General features: G+C 63.4%; 16 protein-coding genes. 4 read left to right on the forward strand and 12 right to left on the reverse strand.

Annotated features, from left to right (window positions below):
• Positions 1-2: 2 nt before the first annotated feature.
• The 3 genes from QMX89_RS16330 to QMX89_RS16340 form a co-directional block, all read right to left on the reverse strand.
• Entirely contained in the window at positions 3-953 is a 951-nt protein-coding gene (locus QMX89_RS16330) for an ABC transporter permease (RefSeq protein ID WP_043190850.1), read from the reverse strand.
• 57 nt (positions 954-1,010) lie between these two features.
• Complete coding sequence (locus QMX89_RS16335; protein ID WP_122743166.1) at positions 1,011-2,687, reverse strand: peptide ABC transporter substrate-binding protein; 1,677 nt, start codon at positions 2,685-2,687, stop codon at positions 1,011-1,013.
• A gap of 122 nt (positions 2,688-2,809) precedes the next feature.
• Positions 2,810-4,144 (reverse strand): FAD-binding oxidoreductase, encoded by a 1,335-nt coding sequence (locus QMX89_RS16340; RefSeq protein ID WP_282348981.1) that lies wholly within the window; start codon positions 4,142-4,144, stop codon positions 2,810-2,812.
• 131 nt (positions 4,145-4,275) lie between these two features.
• On the opposite strand from QMX89_RS16340, the gene QMX89_RS16345 reads away from it, so the two are divergent.
• Positions 4,276-5,079: an IclR family transcriptional regulator gene (locus tag QMX89_RS16345; protein WP_192069101.1), complete on the forward strand. Its 804-nt coding sequence runs from the start codon at positions 4,276-4,278 to the stop codon at positions 5,077-5,079.
• An 11-nt stretch (positions 5,080-5,090) separates the two neighbouring features.
• Here QMX89_RS16345 and QMX89_RS16350 read toward each other — a convergent pair whose 3' ends face one another.
• Positions 5,091-6,392, reverse strand: a complete 1,302-nt coding sequence (locus tag QMX89_RS16350; protein ID WP_282348983.1) for an FAD-binding oxidoreductase — start codon at positions 6,390-6,392, stop codon at positions 5,091-5,093.
• Positions 6,393-6,858: 466 nt separating this feature from the next.
• On the opposite strand from QMX89_RS16350, the gene QMX89_RS16355 reads away from it, so the two are divergent.
• Complete coding sequence (locus tag QMX89_RS16355) at positions 6,859-8,202, forward strand: MFS transporter (protein WP_282348984.1); 1,344 nt, start codon at positions 6,859-6,861, stop codon at positions 8,200-8,202.
• A gap of 9 nt (positions 8,203-8,211) precedes the next feature.
• Here QMX89_RS16355 and QMX89_RS16360 read toward each other — a convergent pair whose 3' ends face one another.
• Both QMX89_RS16360 and QMX89_RS16365 read right to left on the reverse strand, forming a co-directional pair.
• Entirely contained in the window at positions 8,212-9,171 is a 960-nt protein-coding gene (locus tag QMX89_RS16360; RefSeq protein WP_282348986.1) for a sensor domain-containing diguanylate cyclase, read from the reverse strand.
• Positions 9,172-9,174: 3 nt separating this feature from the next.
• Positions 9,175-10,173: a response regulator gene (locus QMX89_RS16365; RefSeq protein WP_282348987.1), complete on the reverse strand. Its 999-nt coding sequence runs from the start codon at positions 10,171-10,173 to the stop codon at positions 9,175-9,177.
• Between the two features lie 566 nt (positions 10,174-10,739).
• Between QMX89_RS16365 and QMX89_RS16370 the strand changes: the two genes are divergently transcribed.
• Together QMX89_RS16370 and QMX89_RS16375 are read left to right on the forward strand one after the other, a co-directional pair.
• Positions 10,740-12,326 carry an aldehyde dehydrogenase (NADP(+)) gene (locus tag QMX89_RS16370; RefSeq protein WP_282348988.1) on the forward strand — a complete coding sequence of 529 codons (1,587 nt, stop codon included), beginning with the start codon at positions 10,740-10,742 and terminating at the stop codon, positions 12,324-12,326.
• 191 nt (positions 12,327-12,517) lie between these two features.
• On the forward strand, positions 12,518-14,434 hold the full coding sequence (locus tag QMX89_RS16375) for a methyl-accepting chemotaxis protein (protein WP_282348989.1): 1,917 nt from the start codon (positions 12,518-12,520) through the stop codon (positions 14,432-14,434).
• A gap of 106 nt (positions 14,435-14,540) precedes the next feature.
• Here the strand turns inward: QMX89_RS16375 and QMX89_RS16380 are convergent, their stop codons facing one another.
• From QMX89_RS16380 to QMX89_RS16405, 6 genes are all read right to left on the reverse strand, one after another.
• Complete coding sequence (locus tag QMX89_RS16380) at positions 14,541-15,959, reverse strand: hypothetical protein (protein ID WP_282348990.1); 1,419 nt, start codon at positions 15,957-15,959, stop codon at positions 14,541-14,543.
• Between the two features lie 91 nt (positions 15,960-16,050).
• Positions 16,051-16,947 (reverse strand): LysR family transcriptional regulator, encoded by an 897-nt coding sequence (locus QMX89_RS16385; protein WP_049858618.1) that lies wholly within the window; start codon positions 16,945-16,947, stop codon positions 16,051-16,053.
• Between the two features lie 68 nt (positions 16,948-17,015).
• Positions 17,016-17,597, reverse strand: coding sequence for an NAD(P)H-dependent oxidoreductase (locus QMX89_RS16390; protein WP_282348992.1), 582 nt, complete (start codon positions 17,595-17,597; stop codon positions 17,016-17,018).
• Between the two features lie 200 nt (positions 17,598-17,797).
• Entirely contained in the window at positions 17,798-19,012 is a 1,215-nt protein-coding gene (locus QMX89_RS16395) for an aldose 1-epimerase family protein (protein WP_282348993.1), read from the reverse strand.
• 158 nt (positions 19,013-19,170) lie between these two features.
• Entirely contained in the window at positions 19,171-20,061 is an 891-nt protein-coding gene (mmsB, locus tag QMX89_RS16400; RefSeq protein ID WP_282348994.1) for a 3-hydroxyisobutyrate dehydrogenase, read from the reverse strand.
• A gap of 10 nt (positions 20,062-20,071) precedes the next feature.
• Positions 20,072-21,598, reverse strand: a complete 1,527-nt coding sequence (locus tag QMX89_RS16405) for a CoA-acylating methylmalonate-semialdehyde dehydrogenase (protein ID WP_282348996.1) — start codon at positions 21,596-21,598, stop codon at positions 20,072-20,074.
• Positions 21,599-21,611 lie beyond the last annotated feature (13 nt).

Below are 21,611 nucleotides of genomic sequence, written 5' to 3' on the forward strand. Positions count from 1 at the left end.
CTTCAGGCCAGCCGGACACGGGGGTCGGCGACACCTATCAACAGATCGGCGAGCAGGTTGCCCAGCAGCACCAGCACGGCGGAGAACATCAGAATGCCCATGATCACCGGGTAGTCGCTGTAGCCCAGGCTGTCGAGGAACAGCCGGCCCATGCCGGGCCAGGTGAACACCGTTTCGGTGACCAGCGCGCCGCCAAGGATGGTGGGTATCTGCAGCCCGGCCAGGGTGATCATCGGCAACAGGGCATTGCGAATCACGTGGTGAGTCAGCACGCGGCGATAGGGCACGCCCTTGGCGCGGGCGGTGCGGACGAAATCCTGGTCGATCACGTCGAGGGTGGCGGAGCGCATGTAGCGGCTCCAGATCGCCACGTTGACCAAGGCCAGCACCAGCACCGGCAGCACCAGGTGAATGGCGTAGTCGCCCAGGGACTGGTCACCGATGGTGTACATGTTGCCCGCCGGCAGCCAGCCCAGGTGCAGGGAGAAAAAGAAGATCGCCACCAGCCCGAACCAGAAGGTGGGAATCGACAGCGCCACCATCGCGCCGACCGTGGCCAGGGTGTCGAACACCGAATAGCGGCGCACCGCGCCCAGCACGCCGACCCAGGTGCCGATGACGATGGACAGCAGCGTCGAGGTGCCCATCAGCAGCAACGTCGCGGGCAGGTGCCCGGCGATCACGCTGAGCACCGGGCGGCCGTCGCGAAACGAGTGGCCCCAGTCGCCGACGAATAGATGGCTGAACCAGTCGATGTACTGCACCAGCAGTGGCCGCTTCAAGCCCAGTTGCTCGGCGATGCGGTCCAGCTCGGCCTGGCTCATGCCGGGGTTCAGGGCGAACTGAGACATCGGCCCGCCGGGGGCCAGGTTGAGCACCATGAAGCCGATCAGCGAGACCAGCACCAGCACCACGGCGCTCTGCCCCAGGCGGTTGAGAATGTAGTTCGGCATGCTTGAATCCTCTGCGGTGCGAACGACACCCGACCCTGCGGCCAGGCATGGGCGTGCTCAGGTCCAGGACCAGGTGTTGACGTTCCAGGGTTCGATGCGCAGGTTGATGTTGCCGGTGAAGCCCTTGAGGCCCGATTTGTAGCCGCGCACGTAGGTGTACTGAAACAGCGGCAGGATGGGCAGGTCCTGGCGGATCAGGTCCTGCACCTGCACGTACACCGCCTTGCGCTGGGCGACGTCCTGGATCGCTGCGCCCTGGGCCAGCAGTTCGTCGACCTTGGCGTTGACGTACTGCGAGTTGTTCTGCCCGGCCCCGCCTTTGGCGTTGGTCGATTGCGAACCGAAGTAGTCGCGGGTGTCGGGGTCGGCACCGGTGAGGAAGTTGTTGCCGACGATCACCGAGTCGAATTTGGACTGCACCCAGTACTCGCCCCACATCACCGCAGGCGGCAGGTTGGAGATTTTCATCTCCACACCGATGGCCAGCCAGGTCTGCTGGATGAACTGCTGCGCCTGCTCGCGGATCTGGTTGCCGGCGGTGGTGGAGTTGGTGAACGAAAGGCGCACCCCACCCTTCTCGCGAATGCCGCCAGCGCCCGGTTTCCAGCCGGCGTCATCGAGCAGTTTGCTGGCCGCCTCGATGTTGAAGCTTTGCTTGGGCAGGTTCGGGTTGTAGTAGGCCGACTGTTGCGGCATGTAGGTTTCGGTGGGCAGCACCAGGCCGAAATACAACTCGTCGATGATGGTCTTCTTGTCGATGGCCATGTACAGCGCCTGGCGCACGACAGGGTCCTTGAACTGGGGGCGTTCCATGTTCAGGGTCACCGACTCGATGGTGGCCACCGGCAGGATCACCACGGTGCGCCCGGCCAGGTCCTTGGCTTCCTCGTAATGGTCGGGGGTGATGCCCTGCATGGCGGTGACGTCGATGTCGCCGGTCTTGAACTGGGTGTAGAGCACGGTCAGGTCGGGGATGTACTTGAAGATCACGCTGTCGATCTGCGGCTGGGTGCCGTGATAGTCCGGATTGGCCTTGAGTTGAATGTGGTCGCCAGCCACCCGCGTGCCCCACTTGAACGGCCCGGTGCCGATCGGTGCGTTGTTGAACGGTGCCGTGTTGACGTCGGCGGCGACCGAGAGAATGTGCTTGGGCACCATGAAGGTGGACGACAGGATCGAGGCGTAGGGTGCGTAGGATTTCTCCATGCGCCAGTGAATTTCGGTGGGCGAAACCACGGTGATGTCGCGCAGCAGGTCATGGCCGGCGCGGCGACCGCTGCGAAAATTCGGCGAGACGATCAGTTCCAGGGTGTACTTCACGTCTTCGGCGGTGAAGGGTCGGCCGTCGTGCCATTTGGCATCGCTGCGCAGTTTCACCTTCCACTGCAGACCGTCGGCGGAGATGCCGCCATTGGCCACGGTCGGTACTTCGGTGGCCAGGGCCGGAACGAATTCACCGCTGGGCGAGATGCCGAACAGGGGGTCGAACACGTTCCAGTGGATGCCGTCGTCCACTTCGATGTGCGGCATGTGCGGATTGAAGACGGTGGGTTCCTGGGACAGGCCGATGATCACCTGCCCGGACGGCGGGGCGGCCATGGCCGCGAAGGATTGGCTGGCCCGGCCCAGGGGCAGCAGGGTGCCTGCGGCACCGATGATGGCCATGGCCAGCGCCTGGCGGCGGGTCGGGTTCAACAGGCTGTTGCCTTTATCCGAGTCATCTCGTTGCGACATGCTGAAGCTCCCACAGTAAGGAAGAAAGGGCAGGTGGCAGGCGTTGGAAAGCGTTTTGGACGCTGGACCCGGGCTCGTTCGAACGAGCTTCTGCAGGGCTGTTGCCGAGTGATCGGGTGCTTCTAGAATCCGGAAATGGGCCGTGGGTTGGAACCATCGCTGAAGCGCGACAGGCGAAACGCTTGCGGGTCGACGATCGGGGTTTCACCGGTGACCAGATTGGCCATCAGCCTGCCTGCCGCCGGCCCGATGCCGAAGCCATGACCCGAGAATCCGGTGGCGATGAAAAACCCGGGCACACCGTCCACCGCCGAGATCACCGGCACGGCATCGGGCGTGACATCGATCATGCCGCCCCAGCGCTGGGCGATCCGCGCATTGGCGAACACCGGGAAGCCGTTGGTCAGGCTGGCGAGGGCGCGGTTGGTTTGCCGGATCGATGGCACCGGATCGAGCACGCGGCGGTATTCGAACGGGCTGGCTTCGTCCAATGCCCAGCGCTTGGGCAGCACGGCTTCCTGGAAAAAACGCTGGCCCAGGCGAAACGACAGTGATTTGTGCTCCTGCTGCAACGCAGGCCAGAACTGCCGCGCGTAGCGAAAGGAGTCGGGGACGATGTCGGCGATGTTCTCGTGGCCGGAGGCGACGGTATAGCCGCCGTCCTGGCGTTTGCGCACGGCGAAGTCCATTGCCCAGATGGCGGATTCCGGGCCGCCCTGCAGTGGCGTGGTACGGATCACCGAATTGAGCACCTTGAGCTGCGGCAAATGCACCTTCAATGGCGAGCAGAACAGGCTCGACCAGGCGCCACCGGCCAGCACCACGGACGTGCAGGCGATCGCGCCGCGCTCGGTGATGACGCCGCTGACCCGGCCTGCCGCGCGCTCGACGCCACGCACCGCGCACTCGGTGAAGATCATCGCCCCTTTGGTCCGCGCCGCTTCGGCAATCGCCGGGGCCGCCTGCTGCGGTTCGGCGCGACCGTCATCGGGGGTGTACAGCGCACCCTTGATGCGCAAACGCTCGGCGCCGGGCAGCACTGCGGACAGGTCGGTGCCCGAGAGCATCCGCCCACGCACCGGGTAATCGTCCAGATTGGCCTTCCAGCGCTCGTGCTCCGCGTAGCTTTGATCGTCCGCACAGGTGAAGAGAATGCCGGCGCGGGTGTAGCCGACGTCCTTGCCGATGCGCGCGGCGAGGTCGCCCCAGAGGTTCAGGGCATGGGCCATCAGCGGCAGTTCACGCGGGTCGCGGCGTGAGATGCGCACCCAGCCCCAGTTGCGACTGGACTGCTCGTGACCGATGCCACCTTTCTCGCACAGCGCCACCTTCAAGCCGCGTTCGGCAAGCTCCAGAGCCGTGGAGGCACCGACGATGCCACCCCCGATCACCACCACGTCGACACGCTCCGGCAGTTGTTCATCGCCCTGTACGGGTACTACGCGAGGTCCTGGCATCGCTGGCTCTTCTCCTGATGGATCATGAATGAATGGGCGCGGCGAGGGCCCGGATATTGCAGCGCATTTGCAGTGCCAGTCGGCCTGCCGGGCCATGGCTCGGCAATCGTCGCTTAACGGGAGAGGTCAGCATGCCCCACACCGACTCATCGACCCGCCGCCTGCCACGCTGCAGCACTCAAGGCACGCAGACGCTGGATCGCTCCTTCGACATTCTCCAGGCGATCGCGGCGCGCGGTGCGCAGGGCGCAACCATCGAAGCGCTCAGCGCCGACACCCAGCTCAGCCGCGCCACTCTCTACCGCCTGCTCAAGGCCATGAAATCCTACGGCTTCGTGCGCCTGCCGCGGCTGCGGGGTCCCTACTTTCTGGGTTACCAATTGCTCAGCCTCGGTGCCCAGGCCGGCAACACCGGCGGCGTGCGCGAGTTGGCCCGTCCGGCCTTGCTGCGCCTGTGCGAGACCTTTCAGGACAGCTTCTTTCTGTTCGTTCAGGACGGCTACTATGCCCTGTGCCTGGAGCTGCACGAAGGCGCCAATCCCACCCAGAGTTTTGCCGACTGCGTGGGCGCGCGCGTGCTGAGCGGCGTTGGCCAGGGCTCGCTGGCGCTGCTCAGCCACCTGCCCACTGCGGCCCGTGCGCAGATTCTGGAACACAACGCGCCGCGCCTGCTGCGCGAATACGCCATCAGCGACAGCGCCCTGCGCTCCACCTTCAAGCAGGTGCGCCAGCAAGGCTTCGCCTGCGGCCTGGCCGATCGCGTGCTGCCGCTGCACACCGGCGTGGCGGTGCCGATCCTCGACGCCAGCGCCGCCCCGGTGGGGGCGCTGAGCTGCGCCTTGCCCAGCGTGCGCATGACCCCGCTTTACCAGCAGCGGTTGGTGCAGGCCATGCGCAAGGAGGCCGATGGCATCGCGCAACGATTGGGACCCTGAATGAACGCGCCTCATCGGGCGAACCGTGCGAAACGAAACGGCGCAGGATCGACCAGGGGTTGCTCGCCGGTGATCAGGTCGGCCATCAGGTGGCCGGCGCCCGGTCCGATGCCGAAACCATGCCCGGAGAAGCCGGTGGCCAGATAGAAACCCGGCAGGCTCTGCACCTGATCCATCACCGGGACGATGTCGGGTGTGACATCGATCAGCCCCGCCCAGCGCTGCTCGATCCGGGCCTGGGCAAAGATCGGGAATTGCTCGGCGAGCATGCTCAGGGCCTTGTCGAGGTAGGCGTCCACCGGCTTGGGATCGTACAAACGCTGTGTCTCGAATGGTGAAGCCTGGGCATTGCTCCAGCGTTTGGGGGTGTTGAGTTCCTGCCAGCTCTGGCGGGTCACGCGCAGGCGGTATTCGTGGTGATGCGCCCTGACCATGGGCAGAAAGTCGGGCAGGTAGCGAAAGCTGTCCGGCACCAGCGCCGCCACGTTGGCGTTGCGCAGGGCCACGGTGTAGCCGCCGTCGGCGCGCTTTCTGAACGAGACCTTCTCGGTGGCCACGGCGCACTCCGGCCCGCCCGGCAGCGGCCCGGTGCGCATCACCGAACCGAGCACGCGCAGCTGCGGCAGGCGGATGCCCAGGTTGCCGCAGAACAGGCTCGACCAGGCGCCGGCCGCCAGCACGACGCTGGTGCATTTGATTTCGCCCAGTTCGGTGACCACCGAGCTGACCTTTCCCGCAGTGGTTTCGACACTGCGCGCGGCACAGCGCACGAACAGCCTGGCGCCGCGTGCGCGTGCCCCTTCGGCGATGGCCGCCGTGGCGATGTCCGGCTCGGCGCGGCCGTCGCTTTCGGTGAACAGCGCACCGGTCCACGAGGCCGGCACCTTGGCTTGCAGGCGCGCCTGAATCTGGACGGTGTCGAGCAGCCGCGCCTCGATGCCCAGCGGTTTGGCCTGATCCAGCCAACTGACCTTGGCCGCCAGCTCGGCTGCCGATTCGCAGGCATAGAGAATGCCGGAGCGGGTGAATCCTGTCTCGTGGCGCAGCTTGCTGGCCCAGCCGTCCCAAAGCTTCAGACTGGCGATGGCCAATGGCACTTCGGCGACGTCACGGCCCATGGTCCGCACCCAGCCCCAATTGCGCGACGACTGTTCGTGGGCGATGCCGCTCTTTTCCACCAGCACCACCGACACGCCCCGCTCGGCCAGAAAGAAGGCCGTGCACACGCCGATGATGCCGCCGCCGATGATGACCACATCGGCGCTGTCGGGCAGAGAAGTGTCGCTGTCGACGTGGGAAATGAGCGGGTACATGGGAACGCCTGCCAATGTCGGTGCCCCTACATCTACCCCTTGGAACGGCGAGCGGCAAGTCCTGGGGACGTGGCGCGCTCATGCTCTCACATGCTGAGACAAAGCCTGGGGCAATGGAAAATTATCCGAATTTTTTCAGTCATTTTTTGCAACACCTTAGCCGCCATGAGACGTGGCCTGCGGCCATTACCACCGGGCACGTTGTCGCAGGCAACGCCCGCTCAGGCGGTTGCGCTGAATCGTTTCAGATGCGATAACAAATAAGCAAACGGCGCGAAAATCTCAAATAAAGCAGATTACAGGGCCCATGCACGCCGTACGCCGGCGATCCTGCTGCGCCCTCCTACCCGCCGATTTGTGCCACCACTGCGTGGCGATTTGCTCTTCACCGAGCCTGCCTTCCAACCTCATCGAGGCCATTCATTCGGCGCGCCCAAGCGCCGTGCTGCAAAAAAGGAACGGACCATTGAGCAATCAATCCACTCCGAACACCTCCCTCTCTCGCCTGTGCGACAAGATCGGCATCCCCTACCCCATGTTCTGGGGCTTCGTCGGCCTGCTGATCTTCATGATCGGCGACGGCGTCGAACTGGGTTACCTCTCCCCGTTTCTCAGTGACCGCGGCATGCCCGAAGGCGAAATCGCCATGGTGTTCACGCTGTATGGCGTCACCGTCGGCATCTCCTCCTGGCTGGCCGGCGCACTGTCGAATATCTGGGGGCCGAAACGGGTCATGATGCTGGGCCTGTTGATCTGGAGCGTGTTCGAGGTTCTGTTCCTGATCTATGGCCTGGAAACCCTGAGCTACAAGATGATCCTGCTGACCTATGGTCTGCGCGGCTTCGGCTATCCACTGTTCGCCTACGGGTTTCTGGTGTGGATCGCCGCCGCGACACCGTCGCGCAAGATGGGTCTGGCGGTTGGCTGGTTCTGGGTGGCTTATGCGGCGGGCCTGCCAACCCTGGGTTCGCTGGTGGCGAGCGTGAGCATTCCGCTGATCGGCGCGTTGCAGACTTTCTGGCTGTCGTTCGCGCTGGTGGTCATCGGTGGTTTGATCGGCCTGATCGGCATGCGTGAAGCCCACGGCATGCGCCGCCTAGCGCCCGAAGGCGAGAAGCCGCTGGTGTCGATGGCCAAGAACGTCACCATCATGTGGTCGCACCCCAAGGTGACCCTGGCCGGTGTGGTGCGCATCATCAACACCTCGTCGATGTTCGGTTTTCTGGTGGTGCTGCCGGGGTTCTTCATGGACACGGTGGGGTTCACCCTGGAGCAATGGCTGCAACTGCTGACCATCGTCTTCGTGTTCAACATCATCGGCAACATGGGTTCCAGCGTCATCAGCACGCGGATCGGCTATCGCAATACCATCCTCTGGCTGGGTGCCATCGGTAGCACGATCACCACGCCGCTGTTCTTCTTCATGCCGCAGGCCTTTCCCGACAACTTCCTGCTGGCCTCGGTGTTCGGCGCGCTGTATGGCCTGACCCTGGCGTGCTTCGTGCCGCTGTCGGCACTGGCGCCGGCCCTAGCGCCGCACAACAAGGCCGCCGCGCTGTCGGTGCTGAGCCTGGGTGCAGGCGCGTCCACTTGGGTGGGCCCTGCGGTGGTGGCGATCTTCAATGAAAGCTTCGGCTTGGAAGGCGTTGTCTGGGCCTTTACTGGCCTGTACGCATTGAGTGCGGTATTGACGGTGTTCCTGAAGGATCCCGAGCCGGTGCACGAGCCGCTGTTCAGCAAGACCAAGCGCCGAATAAAAGTCCGTGCGCCGCGTCTGGACTATCGCTGGGCGCATGCCACCAAGGATTGATCGTCCCGATCAGGGCCGCTCGTAGACGGTCACCCGATTGCGGCCAGCGCGCTTGGAGGCATACAGCGCCTGGTCGGCCCATTCGATCAGTTGCTGGTGTTCGGTGCTGGGGTAGCCGAGGTCGGCTACGCCCAGGCTGATGGTGAAGCGGATCGGGCCGCTTTCGTGCTCGACCACTTCAGCCTCGACGGCCTGGCGCAACCGCTCGGCCAATATGGCGCCACCGGCCTTGTCGGTGTCCGGCAGCAGCACGGCGAACTCCTCGCCGCCGTAGCGTCCGGCAATGTCGGCGTCACGAACCAACCCGCGCAGCACCTGCGCCACGCGCTGGATGACCTGGTCGCCCACCTGATGGCCATAGGTGTCGTTGACCCGTTTGAAATGATCGATGTCGAACATGATCAACGAGGTGGCGTGGCCGTAACGCCCGTGCCGGACGTACTCGACCTTCAGCGCTTCTTCCCAATGGCCACGGTTGCACAGCCCGGTGAGGCGATCGGTGCTCGACAGCTTCTGCAATTGCAGGTTGGAGGCCTGCAATTGACGCCGGTTGATGGCCACGTCGGTGACATCGTAGATCACCACGCAGATGTGCTTGACCTCACCATGGGTGGAGCGCAGTGGCAGGATGGTGGTGTTCTGATACATGAACGCCTCCTGCCCGGTGATCGGCTGGTAGTTCTTGAAGCGCAGCAGGTACGGACGCTGTTCCCAGATGGTGAAGGCCGGGGTGCCGAGGGTGACCACACTGCTGACCTTCTTGCGGAACCACTCGCAATCGATCTCCGGGAACAAGCTGAAGAAGCAGTGTCCGATGGCGTCCTTGGGCTGCACGCCGGAGCGGTTTTCCATGAAGGTGTTCCAGACCTGCACTTGGTAATCGCTGTCGAGCACCACCACGCCTACGTCGATGCTCTGGGTAATCGCCAGCAGCCAGTGAAATTCGTCGAGTTCGATAGGTCGGCTCATGGTTCAGTTCATCAGGTAGTCGAGCTTGTCGCGCAGCAACGGCACCGAGTCCTCGGTGAACAGCAGCAACAGGTCGAAGTGAATGCAGTGGCCTTCCAGGGCGTAGCTGATTTCCACGGTGAGAGTCTTTTTCCAGCGGTGCTTGCCGACGGCGATCAAATCGTCGATCGCGGCATGATTGCCAAGGATGTGCGGGTGGCTCTGGGAGAACATCACGTCCAGTTGCTGGGCCAGGCCGCTGAGGCAGGCGCCGATGATGACCGATGACAGATCCAGCAGCATCTCGAGGTCGGAGTAGTCGAGCGCGCTGCGATTCATCAAGCGAGCCAGGTCGGCGATGTCGCAATCGTGGAAGATCAGCATCGCTTCGCCGGCAATGCCGCCGCCGATGAACCCCTGACAGATGGCGGTAATCGGTTGCTCACTCTGCACGTCCGCCAGCACCATGTGCAGCTCGCTGGCTTCGAGCAGGTTGACGTTGGGTACGGGCAGGTGGATGAACACGCCAAGCACTTTGGCCAGCATGGCGGCGGCCTGGCCCATGGCAACGTTGATGGCTTCGCGCAGGGCGTCGATGAAGCCGATGTGCAGCGTGCTGTCGCTGCTGCGATGCAGGGCCGGGCCGGTGTTTTTTTCCAGCAGGCCGGCCTTGAGTAGCACCCTGCGCAGTTCTTCGGGTTCGGCCGGTTTCTTGATGAAGGCCAGCGCGCCCAACTCGCGGACCCGGCGCAGGGCCTGATCCTGCACGTCACCCGAGACGACGATGACCTTGCACGGCAGGTTTTGCTCGCGCAGCGCGGCCAGGACCTGGTAGCCGTCCATGTCAGGCATGGTCAGGTCCAGCAACATCACATCGCCTTTCCCCTCGCGCACGGCCTCGAGCGCCTGGCGGCCGTTCACCGCCTGGGTCACAGTGGTGTCCCAATCCGCCGGCAGGGCGCGCAGCAGCTGCTTGCGAGCCATGTTCGAGTCGTCGCAGATCAACAGGGGAATGGGCAGCATGTCCTCTCGTTCTCTCCATGGGGCGACGCGCATGATCGCCATTGATGCACCATTGCCCACCTTACCTCTAAGGCCCTGTCCGCCGCTACCTTGCGTGCTGGCTATTTGCTTTCATTCGGCGCGAATGACGATGTGGGTTACCACGTTCAGCCAGATTCACCGCATCCACCGCCGACGCGGGGTGCCAATCGATCACGCCAAACCTCTGTAGCAGCGGCGCAAGCCGCGTCCGGACGCACCGCGGTCTGCCTGATCCACCGCGCCGACCGCCGACGCGGCTCGCGCCGCTGCTACAGGAGCCAAAACCGCTCACGGCGAGCGGTCTGCCTGATTCACCGCGCCAACCGCCGACGCGGGTCGCGCCGCTGCTACAGGGGCCACAACCGCTCGCGACGGGCTTTTGTAGCAGCGGTGCAAGCCGCGTCCGGGCACACCACGGTCTGCCTGATTCACCACATCGGCAGCCGAGGCAGCTACAGTGGGTGATTCGGGGGGCAACTTGCCCGGTATATGACCAAGTTGTATGATGTCTGTTAACAACCCGCCCACAGGACACGGAGACAACAATGCCTAACATCCTCGGTCACAACTTCATCGGCGGCAACCGCAGCGCCAGTGGCGAGCCCAAACTCAAGAGTGTCGACGCCACCACCGGCGAGGCGCTTCCTTATGCCTTCTACCAAGCCACCGATGCCGAAGTCGACGCCGCCTGCCAGGCCGCCGACAACGCTTTCCTGGAATATCGCCAGCTGAGCCCTGCTCGCCGCGCCGAATTCCTGGACGCCATCGCTGACGAACTCGATGCCCTGGGCGATGACTTCGTTGCCGTCGTCTACCAGGAAACCGCCCTGCCTGCCGGCCGCATCCAAGGCGAGCGCGGTCGCACCAGCGGCCAGATGCGCCTGTTCGCCAAGGTCCTGCGCCGCGGCGACTTCCTCGGTGCCCGCATCGACCTCGCCCTGCCGGACCGCAAACCGCTGCCGCGGGTCGACCTGCGCCAGTACCGCATCGGCGTCGGCCCAGTGGCCGTGTTTGGCGCCAGCAACTTCCCGCTCGCATTCTCCACCGCCGGTGGCGACACCGCCGCAGCCCTGGCTTCGGGCTGCCCAGTGGTGTTCAAGGCCCACAGCGGTCACATGGCGACAGCCGATCTGGTGGGCACCGCCATCATCCGCGCAGCGGAAAAAACCGGCATGCCCAAGGGCGTGTTCAACATGATCTTCGGTGCCGGCGTCGGTGAGCCGCTGGTCAAGCACCCGGCGATTCAGGCAGTCGGCTTCACCGGCTCGCTGAACGGCGGCAACGCGCTGTGCAAGATGGCCGCCGAGCGCGCCCAGCCGATCCCGGTGTTCGCTGAAATGTCCAGCATCAACCCGGTCGTGCTGCTGCCGGACGCCCTGGCCACCCGTGGCGAAACCGTGGCCAAGGAACTGGCGGCTTCCGTGGTGATGGGCGGTGGGCAGTTCTGCACCAACCCAGGCCTGGTGATCGGCGTTCGCTCGCCGGCCTTCAGTGCTTTCCTCGAGCACCTGCAAGCACAAATGGCAGCCCAGGCGCCACAAACCATGCTCAACGCCGGTGGCCTGCGCAGCTACAGCAAAGGCGTGGAACACCTGCTGTCGCACCAAGGTGTCACGCACCTGGCCGGCAACCCGCAGGAAGGGCAACAGGCTCAGGCACAGCTGTTCAAGGCCGACGTGAGCCTGCTGCTCAATGGCGACGAACTGCTTCAGGAAGAAGTGTTCGGCCCGGCCACCGTGGTGATCGAAGTCGCCGACGATGCCGAGCTCAAGACTGCCCTGCAATCGCTGCGTGGACAGCTGACCGCCACGCTGATCGGCGAAACTGGTACGGACCTGGTCAAGTACCAGTGGCTGGTGCCGGTGCTGGAGCAGAAAGTCGGTCGCATCCTGGTCAACGGCTACCCGACCGGGGTGGAAGTGTCCGACGCCATGGTCCACGGCGGCCCTTACCCAGCCACCTCCGATGCCCGCGGCACGTCGGTCGGCACCCTGGCGATCGACCGCTTCCTGCGTCCGGTCTGCTACCAGAACTACCCGGACGCGCTGCTGCCCGAAGCACTGCGCAATGCCAACCCGCTGGGCCTGCAGCGCCTGGTCAATGGCGAGTGGAGTTCACAGCCGATCGCATGACGCATCGGTGGTGACAATGAACGGCGCGATCTTGATCGCGCCGTTTTTTTTGCGTCACCGTTCTCACTTTTTGTTTCAGCTCTGCCGCCCGTGGCCGATATGGGGAAATCACCGAGACCTTTTCATGGCGACCGCCATAAGCACAACTATGGTCGTCCAGGTCTGACCCTTTACTGTCAGGAGCACATTTTATGAACGGCTGGTTCGGCAATATCAGCGTTACCCGAAAACTTGCATTGGGCTTCGGCCTGGTGCTGGTATTGACCGCGCTGTTGGCGCTGACCGGATGGACCAGCTTGAGCAGCCTGATCCAGCGCAGCAACTGGATGAGCGATATTTCCGAGCTCAACAACAGCCTGACCAAGCTGCGTATCGTGCGGCTGCAATACATGCTGGCCAACGGCGACGACGCTTCGGCGCAGACCGTTCAAACCCAGCTCGACGGTTTCAAGGCTCAGCAGCAGAAGCTGATCGAAGGGTTCAAGAGCCCGGAAAACCTGCAGCGGCTCAAAGCCCAGGCGGAACAGATCGAGGCGTACCAGAAGTCGCTCAACCAGATGCGCGACGGCTACAAGACGAGCAACGTGGCGCGGCAGAACATGACTGACACGGCAGCGGCCGCCACTGCATTGGTCGCTCAGATCAACGACGCCGTACTCGCCGTGCCCGACATCGAGCTGCGCTTCGAAGAATTGCAGGCCAGCGCCCGGATTCGGGAATTGACCCAGCAGACGCGCTATGAAGTGCTTGCCTATGTCAGCAACGCCAACGAAAAATCCGAGCAGGCTGCATTCGCGCAGATGGACCGCGCCGCCGTCGAACTGCAACAACTGTCCACTCGCCTGCCTACCGAGCAGGCCCGCATGCAGCAGCTCATTGCCGCACTGGTCAATTACCGCAATGCGGTGACCAGCTTCAAAGCATCGATTGCCACCATCACTACCGCACGCGCCGAGATGACCGTCGAAGGTTCGGAAATCGTCCGCCTCAGCGATGAGCTGTACAAGATCCAGATTCAGCGCCGCGATGCCGAAAGCGCTGAAGCGCGCAGCTATCAGATCGGCGCGGCACTGCTGGCATTGATCTTCGGCATCCTTGCCGCCTGGATCATCACCCGGCAGATCACCCGCCCTCTGCAGGAGACTCTGGACGTGGTCGAGCGCATCGCCAGTGGCGACCTCAGCCACGACTTGAAGGTAACGCGCAAGGACGAACTGGGCGTGCTGCAGCAAGGCATCCAGCGCATGGGCGCAACCCTGCGCGAACTGATCGGTGGCATCCGCGACAGCGTCACCCAGATCGCCAGCGCCGCCGAAGAGCTGTCGGCCGTCACCGAGCAGACCAGTGCCGGGGTCAACAATCAGAAGGTCGAGACCGATCAGGTCGCCACCGCCATGCACGAGATGACCGCGACCGTTCAGGAAGTGGCTCGCAACGCCGAGCAGGCCTCGGTGGCTGCGACCACGGCTGACGAGGAAGCGCGCGAGGGCGACAAGGTCGTCGGCGAAGCGATTGCGCAGATCGAAAAGCTGGCCGAGGAAGTCCGCCGTTCCACCGAAGCGATGAACGCGCTGCAGAAGGAAAGCGACAAGATCGGCAGCGTCATGGACGTGATCAAGGCCGTGGCCGAACAAACCAACCTGCTGGCCCTCAACGCGGCCATCGAAGCGGCCCGCGCAGGCGAGGCCGGACGTGGTTTTGCGGTGGTGGCCGATGAAGTGCGCGGCCTGGCCCAACGCACGCAGAAATCCACCGAGGAAATCGAAGGGCTGGTGGCAGGCTTGCAGTCGGGTACCCAACAGGTCGCCGCCGTCATGCTCAGCAGCCGCGGCCTGACCGACAGCAGTGTCGAACTGACGCGTCGCGCCGGCACGTCGCTGGAAAACATCACGCGCACGGTGTCCAGCATCCAGGCCATGAACCAGCAGATCGCCGCAGCCGCCGAGCAGCAGAGCTCGGTCGCCGAGGAAATCAGCCGCAGCATCATCAACGTACGCGACGTGTCGGAACAAACCGCCTCGGCCAGCGAAGAAACCGCCGCCTCAAGCGTCGAACTGGCCCGCCTGGGCAATCAGCTGCAGATGATGGTCAGCCATTTCCGTGTTTGACCAAAACACGCCCAAACCCTGACGCGGCTCGCGCCGCTGCTACAGAAACCCCCATCCCTGTAGCAGCGGCGCAAGCCGCGTCCGGCAGCAACGCGGTCCCGACCGCTCACTCCACTTCCTTCAACACCCGCTCTTCATGAAAGAAGTCATTGGGGTCCACCCCGGCGCGGAAGAAGTACCCGTAATCCTCCAGGTAATACAACGTCTCCACCCGCTTGAAACTGTCCTCCAGATGCGCGCACCGCAGCTTCTTCGCCTGGCCGCTCAGACGGGCGTTGACCTGCGCGGCGGGCACCTGCTGTTCGACGCGGCAGTCGAACGCCTGGCGCGGCTTGCCGTACTCGCCCACCACGCTGTTGCTCATCTTGCCGTCGGTGACATAGCCCAACTGAGCGCCCACCGGCATGTTCTTCCAGTCGCCACTGAACGCAATGGCATTCAAGCCTATGTTATCCACCATCGGCGCTTCGCCGCTGTACACGGTCTGCTGGGCCAACGCGACCAGCCCGCGAAAGCTCACCGCCTGCCCCTCGAAGTTGCTGCCCTTGGTTCGCACGGCCAGCAGGCCCGACGCCTTATCCTGGCTGAACGACTTCTCCTCGGTGAACGGCGCACTCTGCCCCTTGAGATGAGCGGTGCCGGTTTCCACTGTCCGCTTCAACTGCTTTGCCGGTGCCGGCAGGTTCAACTGTTTGACAGACGACAACGCCGGCGCCTGCACCCTGGGCGTGGTCAGCACCAACGGTGCCTTGGTCCGCGGTTTGAATGCCGGCAACGCAGCCAGGCCCTCGGGTTTACCGCAGGCCGCATCGAACAGTAATCGATAGTCAGGATCGCTGCCCTTCACCGCGTAGGTCTTGGGCTCGAAGAACACCCCGCCATCGGTCACGGTGTTGTGTTCGTCCAGGTCATACCCGGCCAGCAGGCTGAAGGTCTGTTTGCCGCAGTCCAGCGCATAGCGTTCGCGCTTCTGTGCATAGGGCGCGTTGTACGGCAGGTCGTGGCCGATGCTCGGCGAATCGTAGCCGGCCCAGAACTGCAACTGACCGTCGATGGTGGACAGGCTGTTGCGATCGATCATCACATACTGCTCGTCACCCTTGCCCTTGAGCACACGCCAATCCGGCTGGGGCGTTGTGGCGCAGGCACGCTGGAAGGCGGGGCTGGCGTTGAGCACTTCTACCTGGCCGGCAGGAATCGGACGCGCCGGCGCGTATTTGCCATCGGGGCTGGCGAAATAGATGCGCTTCACGCCATCCAGATAGATCAGGCTGGCGCTGGGGCTGGAACAGGCCGCATCGACCTGCAACAGAAAGCCGAACGGGGATGTCTCGCTCTTGGGCTGCAACAGCATGAAGCTCAGGCGGTCACCGTTGCGCATCACGCTCTGCGGCACGGGCGGCTGCGACATCGCCTCCTTGAACATGTCCTTGGCCTGTTCGTTGCCCAGGCTGCCTTCGTCGGGCCCCTTGCTGGAGCAGCTGGCCAGCGTGATGAGGGCGGCGAGCAATGCAATGCGCTTCATGATGAGTCCTGGCAGTGGCAATCAGGCTTCATGGTAAGCGGCGGATCGAAAGCGGTGCAATCCATCTGCGCCCGCGTCAGCAGGCATAGATTCAGCAGGCGTAAATGGCCAGCTTGTCCTGAATGAAGTCCAGGAAGCACTGAATTCGCAACGCCAACTGCGAATTGCGGTAGTACACCGCATGGATCGGCTGTCGATAGCCGCTGTTGGCCTCGGCCAGCACCACCTGCAAACGCCCCTGGCGAATGTCTTCATGGGTCATGAAATGCGACAGGCAGACAATCCCCTGCCCCTCCAGCGCCAACTGACGCAACGTTTCGCCACTGGACGCCGCGATCCGCGGCTGGATCTGCAACCGATCGCCCTCGGCATGGCGCAACGGCCAGTGATTGAGGGTTTCGGTCTGGGTGAAGCCCAGCAGCACATGCTGGCTCAAGGCGGCGATAGTCTCGGGAACGCCATGGCGTTCGAGGTAGGCCGGGCTGGCAAGAATATTCAGCGGCGTGCAGCCCAGGGAGCGTGCATGCAAGGTCGAGTCGGCCAGCACGCCGATGCGAATGGCGACGTCGGTGCTGTGCTCGATCAGATCGATGATCAGATCGTCGCTGTTGAGCTCCAGTTGAATGTCCGGATAGCGCTCGCGAAATTCGGCCACGTACGGGACGATCGCGTGCAGCATGAACGGTGACGCGGCATTGATGCGCAAGCGCCCGGCCGGCGTCTGCTGACGCAGCGACAAACGCTCTTCCAGCTCATCCATGCGCGCCAGGATGTCCTTGGCCTGCTCGAAGAAAAACCGCCCCTCCTCGGTCAGGTCCATGCGCCGTGTGGTGCGGTTGATCAGGGTCGTGTCCAGCTTGGCTTCAAGCTTGGACAGCGTGCGGCTGACCGCCGATGGGGTTTGCCCGAACTGCTCGGCGGCTGCGGAAATGGAGCCGCTCTGGATGACGGCGACGAAGACTTGCAGCTCATCGGATCGGGATTTCAAGGCAGGCCTCATCGGGTGTACCGGGACGTGCGCAACATACACCAATCGCTACCCGGGCGAGCGTACCGTCAGCCCAGCACCTTGGCCAGATGCGCTTCATAGCGCGCGACGTCGTTGTCGATGTCGGGTCTCTTCATCACATCGACGCTGAGGAAGGTCGGCAAGGCGGTCATGTTGAGAAACTCGTTGGCCTTGTGGAACGGGAAGTACACCGCGTCCACCCCTTTGCCCTCGAAGAAATCGGCAGGATCGTCGAACGCCTGCTGCGGCGCGTTCCAGGTGGCCGAGATCATGTACTGCTTGCCCTTGAGCAAACCGCCGCTGCCATATTTCTGCGAAGCATCGGAACGCGTGCGGCCGTCGTTGGCGTAGAGGCTGCCATGGCCTTCGGTGAACACTTCGTCGATGTACTTTTTCACGGTCCACGGCGCGCCCATCCACCAGCCCGGCATCTGATAGATGATCACATCGGCCCATTGGTATTTCTGCACTTCTTCGGCGAGGTCGTAGCCGCCGTCGATGAAGGTCTGCTTCACGTCGAAGCCGGCGCGGTCCAGGTAGGCGACGGCGGCGTCATGCAGGGTCTGGTTGTAGCGACCGTCGGAGTGGGCGAACTGCTTGCCGCCGTTGAGCAGGAGAATCTTTTTCATGAAAGTGGCCTCGTTGACTGTGCGAGTAATATCGATGGGCGCAGTCTAGAGGCCTTGGTTGCGGGGAGTAAGGCAGCGATACGCAAATGTATGTTGCCTGGCAGGCACGAATGAACGTTCATTCGTGCGATTTCATTGGCGAGCCGAAATCCGCCTGTCGGTATGTCCGCGCGGATTTCAGCTCATGACCACAGCGCTTCCTACTCCTTGCTCAAGTCCACCAACGGCGTCTGCCGCACTTCGGTCTGGCGACCGTCGCGAATCGTGTCGATGGTCTTCAGCGCCTTGTCCACGGCAGGCTTGTCCGCCAGCAGGCTGTAGCTGATGCTGAACTGCTTCTGCTGCTTGGGCTCGATGGTCGGGACCAGGTTCAAAGGCCGCTGGTAACGGCGGTTATAGGAAAAGCTGGTACCCGGCTCCAGCCCCGTCACGTACCCCTGACCTTGTGTATCGGTGTTCTTCCACAACGAGAACACCGGCAACTGCTGGACATTGAACCCCACCGCCACGCCCAGGCTGCCGGCCTTGTTGTGCAGCACGGTCAGCGTGTCGCCCTTGGCGTCGCCGTAGGGCACCACGTTGTAGACGGTTTCGTCATAGTCCTTGGTCGGCGCGCGATAGGTCTGCCAATCGGCTAGGTCGCCCTTGGCCTTGTCGTTGAACGGCGACACCTGTTTGACCGCTGCGGCGAACCGCGCGCCCTCCTCCAGGAACGGCGTGCTGAAGTTGCTGTGATACAGCGCCTGGTATTCCTTGGGGTAGTCGCCGTTGTTGGTCAGGGTGTCGTTGAGCACGAAACGGGCCGCGCCGGGTTCGGTCACCAGCTCGGTCTGTACGCTGAAGTCGACCTTCTTGAAGGCCTGCTCCTTCAGCTCGCCGCGCACGTGAATCGCATAGGGCGGCGCTTCGTCGATGTGCACCGTGACCTTGCTGGCCGGAATGTTCGCAGCGCGACCATGCAGGGTCAGCAACTCGCCATTGTCCATGCCGGGGTGACCGACCCATTCGTAACCGCAGCGGGTGACCAGCTCGTTGAAGCCTTCCAGCCAACCCAGACCGCCTCGGCCGTTGAGCTCGATGAAGGCCGGATTGACCACCTCCTTCACCGGCGAATCCCAGCCCATTCGCGCATCGCCGACCTGGGCATGCAGCACGTTCATGCCACGGGTGGGGACCAGCGTCAGCTTCATGGTGCCGTTATCGATGTCGATCAGGCTCACACCTTCCTGACGGCCGCCGTGCAGGGTTCGCATGGTGATGGAAAACGGCTTGTCGACTTTGACGCCCAACTGTTCGCTGGTGATGCGCTGGTTCTGCGCAGGCTTGTCGCTGTCCAGCAGCACGAAATCCCAGGCCAGGGCGTGGGCGCTGAGGGTGAACGCGGAGATGGCACAGGCGAGGGGGAGCAGTTTCATGGGGGTGGCCCTTTATTGGAGTTATGAGGCAGCAGAGTGAAACGTTTCAGCTTTTGAGTCTAGTCTGCCCACGTTCATTTGGAAACTCACCTGTAGCAGCGGCGCGAGCCGCGTCCGCTGCTTGAAACATGTTTCCTCTACTACCTACAGGCCGCTGGTCACTCCATTGGGCGCTGGTACGCCTTGACGATCGCCGAAAAATCCAGCCCACCATCCCCGCGCAAACTCATCGCCTGATACAACTGCTGCGCCACCGCCCCCAGGATCACCGGCTGGCAGGCCTGCTTGGCCGCCTCGGTCGCCAGGCCCAGATCCTTGAGCATCAGTTCGGCTCCAAAGCCCCCGCTATACCCACGAGCAGCCGGCGCTGTCTCGCTGACGCCCGGCCACGGATTGTAGGTGTCCGAACTCCAGCATCGGCCCGTAGAGCTGTTGATGATCCCGGCCAGCACCTGGGTATCGATGCCCAGCGCATTGCCCAGGGCCATGGCCTCGGACACACCGACCATGGAAATTCCCAGCAGCAGGTTGTTGCAGATCTTGGCGATCTGCCCAGTGCCCACCTCACCACAGTGAACGATGTTGCGCCCCATCTGCGCCAGCACTGGCTGCAACTGGCCAAACAGCTCGGTCGAGGCGCCGACCATGAACGTCAGGGTGCCCGCCTGGGCGCCGCCAGTGCCACCCGATACCGGCGCATCGGCCAGGTCGACACCCTGCTTGGCCGCTGCGGCGGCAATGTCGCGCGCGGTCTGCGGATCGATGGTGCTGCAATCCACCGCCGGCGTACCGGAACGAATACCCGCCAGCACGCCCTCCTCGCCCAGGTAGACGCTGCGCACATGGGCGGCTGCCGGCAACATGGTGATCACCAGCTCGCCCTGCGCGGCGGCATCCTTCGGCGATGCGCTGATATGGCCACCCAACTGCGCCAGTTCGGCAAGCACAGCCTGGTTGAGATCGAACAGGTGCAACGTATGGCCGGCCTTGAGCAGGTTGCGCGCCATGGGCGCGCCCATGTTGCCTAGGCCAATGAAAGCGATGTTCATGGCGGTGCTCCTACTTCAGGTTGATGGTGGTGTTGACGCCATCGTTCACGCTGTCGTCATCGAACCAGCGCGCCGTGACTGTCTTGGTCTGGGTATAGAACTGCACCACCTGCTTGCCGTAGGGCCCCAGATCGCCGAGCTTGGAACCGCGCGACCCGGTGAAGCTGAACGAAGGCACCGGCACGGGAATCGGGATATTGATCCCCACCTGGCCCACATCGATCTCGCTCTGGAACTTGCGCGCCGCCGCACCGCTCTGGGTGAACAGCCCCACACCGTTGCCGAACGGATTGGCGTTGACCAGGGCGATGGCATCGTCGAGGGTGTCGACTTCCAGCGTGATCAGCACCGGCCCGAAAATCTCCTGGGTATAGATCTGCATATCCGTGGTGACACCGCTGAACAAGGTCGGCCCCACGAAGTTGCCCTGCTCGTAACCGGGCACCTGCACGCCGCGGCCGTCGAGCTCCAGCTTGGCGCCTTCCTGTACCCCGCTGTCGATCAAACCCGTGACACGCTCCAGCGCACGCCGGGAAATCACCGGACCCACGTCGGTGCCCGGCTCGCTGCCTGCGTTGACCTTGAGTTTCTGCGCCAGCGCCTTCAGGTCCGGAATCCACTCGCGGGACTTGCCCACCAGCACCGCCACCGAAGTCGCCATGCAGCGCTGCCCGGCTGCACCGAACGCAGCGCCGACCAGCGCATTGAGGGTCTGCTCGCGGTTGGCGTCCGGCAATACCACCGCATGGTTCTTGGCCCCCATCATCGACTGCACACGCTTGCCATGGCGACCAGCCAGGTCATACACATGAGTGCCGACCGCAGTCGACCCGACGAACGATACCGCTTTGATATCGGCGTGGGTGCACAGCGCATCCACCACTTCCTTGCCGCCATGAACCACGTTCAGCACGCCAGGTGGCACACCCGCCTCCAGGGCCAGCTCTACCAGCTGGATCGTGGACAGCGGATCCTGCTCGGACGGCTTGAGCACGAAGGTATTGCCGCAGACGATCGCCATCGGAAACATCCACAACGGAATCATCGCCGGAAAGTTGAACGGGGTGATCCCGGCACAGACGCCGATGGGCTGACGCAAGGTGTAGGTATCGACGCCCCCGGCCACGTTCTCGGCGAACTCGCCCATCTGCAGGCTGCCGATGGAGCAGGCGTGCTCGACCACTTCCAGGCCGCGGAAAATATCGCCTTCGGCGTCGGCAATGGTCTTGCCCTGCTCGGCACTCAAGGTCTGAGCGATCCGCTTGGAGTGTTCGCGAATCAGGGCCTGCAGCTTGAGCATGATGCGCATCCGCGCACCCAGCGGCGTCAGACGCCAGGTCTTGAACGCACGCTGCGCGGCAGCTACCGCGGCATTGACTTCATCGGTCGTGGCGAAGGGCACGCGCGCCAGCACTTGCTGGGTGGCCGGGTTGACGATGTCGCGCCATTCCTGAGTGGTCGAGGCGACCCATTGACCATCGATCAGCAGTTTCACATCGTCGAGCTTGCTGGCATTCGGTTGAACGGACACGTTCATGGATGACCTCCGC

This window comes from Pseudomonas sp. PS01301 (genome assembly GCF_029960215.1).
Classification (GTDB): Bacteria; Pseudomonadota; Gammaproteobacteria; order Pseudomonadales; family Pseudomonadaceae; genus Aquipseudomonas; species Aquipseudomonas coleopterorum.

Excerpts from the sequence above, each read along its gene's own strand:
- QMX89_RS16330 (WP_043190850.1), bottom strand. The coding sequence starts at position 953 with ATGCCGAACTACATTCTCAACCGCCTGGGGCAGAGCGCCGTGGTGCTG.
- QMX89_RS16335 (WP_122743166.1), bottom strand. The coding sequence starts at position 2,687 with ATGTCGCAACGAGATGACTCGGATAAAGGCAACAGCCTGTTGAACCCG.
- QMX89_RS16340 (WP_282348981.1), bottom strand. The coding sequence starts at position 4,144 with ATGCCAGGACCTCGCGTAGTACCCGTACAGGGCGATGAACAACTGCCG.
- QMX89_RS16345 (WP_192069101.1), top strand. The coding sequence starts at position 4,276 with ATGCCCCACACCGACTCATCGACCCGCCGCCTGCCACGCTGCAGCACT.
- QMX89_RS16350 (WP_282348983.1), bottom strand. The coding sequence starts at position 6,392 with ATGTACCCGCTCATTTCCCACGTCGACAGCGACACTTCTCTGCCCGAC.
- QMX89_RS16360 (WP_282348986.1), bottom strand. The coding sequence starts at position 9,171 with ATGAGCCGACCTATCGAACTCGACGAATTTCACTGGCTGCTGGCGATT.
- QMX89_RS16365 (WP_282348987.1), bottom strand. The coding sequence starts at position 10,173 with ATGCTGCCCATTCCCCTGTTGATCTGCGACGACTCGAACATGGCTCGC.
- QMX89_RS16370 (WP_282348988.1), top strand. The coding sequence starts at position 10,740 with ATGCCTAACATCCTCGGTCACAACTTCATCGGCGGCAACCGCAGCGCC.
- QMX89_RS16375 (WP_282348989.1), top strand. The coding sequence starts at position 12,518 with ATGAACGGCTGGTTCGGCAATATCAGCGTTACCCGAAAACTTGCATTG.
- QMX89_RS16380 (WP_282348990.1), bottom strand. The coding sequence starts at position 15,959 with ATGAAGCGCATTGCATTGCTCGCCGCCCTCATCACGCTGGCCAGCTGC.
- QMX89_RS16390 (WP_282348992.1), bottom strand. The coding sequence starts at position 17,597 with ATGAAAAAGATTCTCCTGCTCAACGGCGGCAAGCAGTTCGCCCACTCC.
- QMX89_RS16395 (WP_282348993.1), bottom strand. The coding sequence starts at position 19,012 with ATGAAACTGCTCCCCCTCGCCTGTGCCATCTCCGCGTTCACCCTCAGC.
- mmsB (WP_282348994.1), bottom strand. The coding sequence starts at position 20,061 with ATGAACATCGCTTTCATTGGCCTAGGCAACATGGGCGCGCCCATGGCG.
- QMX89_RS16405 (WP_282348996.1), bottom strand. The coding sequence starts at position 21,598 with ATGAACGTGTCCGTTCAACCGAATGCCAGCAAGCTCGACGATGTGAAA.